Annotated in this window: 3 protein-coding genes; 2 read left to right on the forward strand and 1 reads right to left on the reverse strand. The window is 50.1% G+C overall.

Annotated features, from left to right (window positions below; genetic code table 11):
• Positions 1-1033 precede the first annotated feature (1033 nt).
• Both ACETWG_06095 and ACETWG_06100 read left to right on the forward strand, forming a co-directional pair.
• Complete coding sequence (locus ACETWG_06095) at positions 1034-1909, forward strand: T9SS type A sorting domain-containing protein (protein ID MFB0516158.1); 876 nt, start codon at positions 1034-1036, stop codon at positions 1907-1909.
• 8 nt (positions 1910-1917) lie between these two features.
• Positions 1918-2676: a S8 family serine peptidase gene (locus ACETWG_06100; GenBank protein ID MFB0516159.1), complete on the forward strand. Its 759-nt coding sequence runs from the start codon at positions 1918-1920 to the stop codon at positions 2674-2676.
• 952 nt (positions 2677-3628) lie between these two features.
• On the opposite strand, the gene ACETWG_06105 is transcribed toward ACETWG_06100, so the two are convergent.
• A complete protein-coding gene (locus tag ACETWG_06105; GenBank protein ID MFB0516160.1) occupies positions 3629-5443 on the reverse strand; it encodes a peptidylprolyl isomerase in 1815 nt (604 codons plus the stop codon).
• Positions 5444-5638: the final 195 nt, after the last annotated feature.

The following is a 5638-nucleotide window of genomic DNA, read 5'->3' on the forward strand; positions in this document are numbered from 1 at the left end:
GAGATCCCGGTCGATTTGATCCAGCATAGTTAAACGTAATGTATTATGAATAATCCTTATTTCGCAAGAATATTTTAGGATATTTCAATAATTTATTAATATTTTTAATAATGTTCACCTGCAACACGGTGCTAAAAGGCTCCCCCTTTACCGTGCGGTTGAATCCTCGACGTGAGCTCAGCCGAATGTTCACGCCGATGCCTAGCTGAGCATATGAGTCGCAATAACCGCCGCAGCGAAAGTATTGAGCCAAAAAAGAAGTATCTACTTAAACTACTTGTCCGAATGGATCCCTTCGGGAAAGGAGTCGGCATTTAATTGCTCTTTTAAGACTTTACTTTAGCGAAAATAACTGTAAGACTATGTCTGAGATTTCTTATTCCTTTTTCTGAATATCTTATAGTGCTTTCCTTACATTAGCAGTTGCCTTTCGCTATCACCGTCCGAGAGCACTATCCTGTAAGAGTTTCTCACCGACGGTAAGCCCTTAAGGATCATAATCATGCTGCCTGTCCCGCCATCAGTCCCGCTGAAAGCGGGGCCGCAGGCTGGGCATGTCAACTACCTGGCGGCTGACAGTGATTATTGGCAAGAAGGGACAGCTTGCCTGAACTATAATTCTTGACGTTGCCGTTTATTTATAATATCTTGTATCCGCAGCGCTCCCTCGTGGTGAAGCTGCGTTGGGGCGCTTAGTGATTGTTTTTCCCGGGAGCATTAATACAATGAGGGAGCCTTTCATGACAGCACGTTCCACAAGTGTCCTTTCCCTATCCTGTGGAGCCGAACTTCCGGCCGTAACAGCAAGGAATGCTCAATTTCTTTTGCGCGAGCTGATATTAGCATCTCAGGTGGCTATAATGCGACTTTACTCTTATTATTACCACTGGCAGGGGCAAGATATGCAGGGTACTGCCGTCGCCTCGGGCATTTATCTTGCGGTTCTGCCAATACAAAACATGCACGCAACAAGAAAAATCCTACTCTTGAAATAGGAACACTTCACTCGCGCTGAAGGGTAAAAGGGGGAGCCATGAAAAGAACCACAATATTCATCATTATCCTGATGGGGTGCAGCTCAAGCCTTACCCAAGCCCAAATCCCTGAAATCGACACCCTGCAGTATTTTGATTATGATAGCCTTGGCGGTTACTGCTATATGACCTTGGGCGATGTTGAAGGTTGGTACATGCGATTTGATCCGCCCGAGGAATGGGATCGCTATAACGTAATACAGGCGGACATAGTCATCAGCGATAAAGTCTCTTTCCCGATCCTTGATTGGCTCTTTTTCGGTTCCGACAGCGGGATTCTGAGTGACACCGGATATTATCATGCATCTCAGATTTCAATTTCAGACAGCACAGATGTATATCCCAACTGGAAGAGCTATGATCTATCCCAATCGGACTTGAAAAACTTGCAGGGCTCGTTATGGCTGACAACGAAATATGATGTGGTTGACTGTGATACGACCAAGATTAAAGGCCATACTTTTTTTGAGGTTGTATGGCCACCAAACACTCTCCATCTTACTTATGAAGGAGCCATCCGCCTAGTCGTCCAGAAGAGCGGGACTGTCGGGATAGAGAGCGACATGGGATACCAAGAAAGAGCAACGGCGGGCCATACAGTCTTATCCATGTTTCCCAATCCTACCAATAGCCATACCTGGATTCATGTCAATTTGAGTGGGGAACAGATTGGGCACAGTAAATCACTTACGATTTATAATCTTTTAGGCCAAGCCCTTTTCAAACAGATACTGAACACTGGTGAAAGTAGACATTACTTACTCAGATGGCCTAATGATCATCATATGGTCAACCATCTTCCCTCAGGAATATATCTGGTAGTCCTTGGTGAAGGTGAAAATGCCGTTATTAAGAAATTAGCCGTAATAAAATAGGGGGATATATGTCAACCAGAAACCAACTTTCAATTTCACACAAGGTAATTGGAATTATGCTTGTGTTGATAAGCATCTGCTATAGTGAGCACCGAATTTTTGTGATGACAGTAGATGGTATTGGTGACTTTAATATTATTCGGAAAAATAATATTATAGAAACTGGTTATGTTAATCTTGACGATATCTTGTACACATATGAAGCAACCAATCTTGAGAAAGTATATCGTGGCCCGCATCCTCTTGGCAGACGTCTCTATACAATATCATTTCCTGAACAGAAGCCTCTTGAAAGGATAATGAATGAATTATCAGGCACAGGAATTTTTATTTATTTTGAACCTATTTACCCTCTGCCCCTTGCGCAAACCGAACCGAATGATTCCCTCTGGTACGGTGAGCTGGGCCTTCAACAGATAGAAGCAGAGTATGCCTGGGATATTTCTACCGGCAGTGATCAAATCATTATATCCATCAACGATACAGGTATCGATTACGCGCACCCGGATTTAGGTCCCAACATGTGGCAGAACCTGGGTGAGGATGATGATGGGGATGGTAAGGTACTGCAATGGAACGCGTCATCTCAGGAATGGGAGTTTGATCCTGGGGATATCAACTCTGTGGATGATGATAATAACGGATATGTCGATGATTTTGTGGGTTGGGATTTCTGGAATAATGACAACGACCCCATTCATCCCCACAATAATAGCTGTCATGGCACCCAGGTGGCAGGCACCGCTGCCGAGACTCTGGCTGGCTGAGATGTATTGGAGAATCGGCAGAGAAGCGGAAGCATTTGAGAAGTTGCAGGAGATCCTTTCCATTCAGCCTAAGGTGATGACAAACGAGATCGGAAGCATAAAGCAGGATGCGCTTAGGCTTTTAGAGATTTACGGCTTTAAAGGAATTTCTCCATAGCCAGTTGATATCAACAAGTCTTCCCTGGTTTTCTGGCGGTTTGCTTCCCGTTTTTTCCCATTTCTCCTTCAATCTTCAATCGACAATCTTCAATCGTCAATGTACCATTCCCGGCGCTCTCTTCCCCCGCCGCTAACTCGAAACTTGTCCCTAAGGGACCCCTTTGGGGAAACCTGAAGCTTCTTTTTTCGCACACCAGGCACACCCTTCTAAAACAGACCTTTAACCCATGCTCCCGGATCAATGTGTCACCCATGTTGTGAAAATAAATTGTAACCTATGTCCTGGTTCGTTCAGCGCCTTTCCCCCTCGCCTTAAGGAGAGGGGGCGACACTCAGTGAGAGCCTGCCCTGAGCGCAATCGAAGGGGGGGTGAGGTCGCGCACCTCGCGCACCAGGCGAACGACAAACCGCCTCCAATGGCTTATATTCCGGCACGATGATGATGCCGCCGCCATATCGCCCCGCCCTGCCCTTGGTCCCGCCGTAGGCGGTGGCTCCCAGTCCCGTCTAAAATCCCGCCATAGGCGGGGCAGAAAGCGGGGAGTTTACCCCGCGTAACGAAGGGTAGCGGGGCTGGTTTTGGGGAGGGAACTTTTTCAACAGGGAGATTCACACCTCCCGTCGGGCAAAACTTTAAAAATGCGGAATTTTGTATGGATTTTGTGGAATTTTAAGGGGTCTCCTTGGTCCCTTTTTGAGACCGCCCCGCGCTCCCCTTCACCCCTTCTCCCGTTCTCTTCCTGGTGGCCTCCCAGCCCCCGGCCCCAGATCTCAAGCCCCCAGGGTCGGCCGGTTAGTAGAACACGTGTCGGTTGTCGATAATCCGGGCCTGCTTTTTCAGGTCGGCCAGCCAGTTATTCCAGATGGCATTTGATCGCTGATTGAGCAGTCGCTGGTGCTCGCTCTCCCGATCAGCCGCGTAGCGTTCCCAGTCGGGCTCCTTCCTGTCCACCAGCCGCACGATAATTTCACCCCGCTCCAGCCGGGTAGCTTCACTGACCTGGCCCGGCGCCAGGATTTTGAGCAACCCGGTCAGGATGGGGCTGCGGCCGATGCCCTGGAAACTGGCGTTGAGCTTAGCCGTGACGCCGGCGGCATAAATGGCCTCGGGGGTGGAATCGGCGACGGCCTGCCAGTCCATACCCCGGAGCTGCTGCTGTATACTGCCCATGATCAGGGTCACCTGCTCCTTGGCCGCCTCCTGTTGGGCGATGCGCTCCAGATTGCTGCGAACTTCCTCAAAGGGCTGTATGCCGGCCGGGTGAATTTCGGCCAGCCGGGCTACCAGGAAACAGCGGTCATTTTCAAAAACCCCGGATACCTGGTCCACTTCCTCCGCTTCGAAAGCGAATCGCACTGCCGAACGTAGCCTGCCCACCGGCGGCGGTAGGTATTTGTCGGAGATGCGCAGTGGCGGGGAGGAGGCGCTGTTGAAACCGTGGCCTTTCAGAGCGCTCTGGAAAGAAGAATCGGCGGCATCGAATGAAAATATATTCGCCTCACTTAGCAGGCGGCTCTGCGTCTGGGGACTGATATTGATCTTCAAGAGAATGTGCCGGGCATTAAGCTTGGGGCCGTCTTCGTCATCTCGCCGACCCTCAACTTTGATGACGTGATAGCCGAACTGGGTTTCCACCGGGCCGACGACCTCGCCCGTATCGGCGGCAAAAGCGGCTTCGTCGAACGGCTTCACCATCTGCCCCCGGCCGAACCAGCCCAGATCGCCACCGCTGGGGCCTGAACCGGGATCCTCCGAATAGTCCAGCGCCAGCTGGGCAAAATCCTCCCCGGCCCGGGCACGCTCGATCAGCTGACGGGCCACCTTCTCAACGTCCAACGAATCGACCCTCGTGGGTACCTTTTCCCAGAGAACGTACTCCAGAACGCGGCTCTCCGGCTGGGTGTATTGACCCCGGTTTTGACGGTAAATCTCCTTCAGGTCCCCATCACTAATGACCAGATCATCGGTGTTGATCTTGCTGTCGGTAACGTAGATATAGTCAATGGTGGTTTCGGTATTCCGGTCATACCAGGCCGATCTGATCTCCTCCTCGGAGGTGTAGGACACTGCCCGCAACAAGTGGGTCATCTTCTCACTCGGCAGGATACTGGCCAGGTAGGCTTCAACAGGCGCCCATTCGTTGCCTACGGGATTGTTGAGGGCCTGGAAGTACAAGGAGGGATCAAACTGGCCGTCTTTTTGGAAGGCTTCGTTCTGCCGGAGGAACAGTGGGGGATAATTTTCCAGCAGGTAGTAGATTTCATCACCGGTGACTTTGAGGTCCCGCTCATTGATTTCTTCGTTCAGGAGGATCAAGTTAACCAGGTTGTCCCAGGCCTGGGATTCGGCCTGATCAATCAGCCGGTCATTCAGCTCGCCGAACTGTTCCCTGGCCTGTTCATTTTGCAGGGAAATAGCCTGGCTCAGTTCTTCGATGGTGACCCGGTCGGAATTCACCGCCCCGACGGCATTCCCGGTCAGATTACTGCCAAATATCTGATCAATAATGTTGGCACCGCCTACCAGACCACCAATGGAAAGACTCAGCAGGAAAATTAAAAGGAACGCCCACAGAATAACCTTCTGGCGTTCACGGATGGACGTCATGGTTGCCATAGGATCATGACCCCATAAGTTTGTTGGCTGTTGGATTCGTTGCTATGTTCCCAAAACTCATTACTTACCGCAAGCTATTATAATTTACCCCTCCCTCTAAGCTAAAACAATTTGGGGGCCGATTACCGCACAGAATCGTTACTGAATTGACACGGGGGCAAGGCCCATCGAGATAATAAAAAAGGG

It is taken from the genome of Candidatus Neomarinimicrobiota bacterium, from assembly GCA_041862535.1.
GTDB lineage: Bacteria > Fidelibacterota > Marinisomatia > SCGC-AAA003-L08 > TS1B11.

Excerpts from the sequence above, each read along its gene's own strand:
- ACETWG_06105 (MFB0516160.1), bottom strand. The coding sequence starts at position 5,443 with ATGACGTCCATCCGTGAACGCCAGAAGGTTATTCTGTGGGCGTTCCTT.
- ACETWG_06100 (MFB0516159.1), top strand. The coding sequence starts at position 1,918 with ATGTCAACCAGAAACCAACTTTCAATTTCACACAAGGTAATTGGAATT.
- ACETWG_06095 (MFB0516158.1), top strand. The coding sequence starts at position 1,034 with ATGAAAAGAACCACAATATTCATCATTATCCTGATGGGGTGCAGCTCA.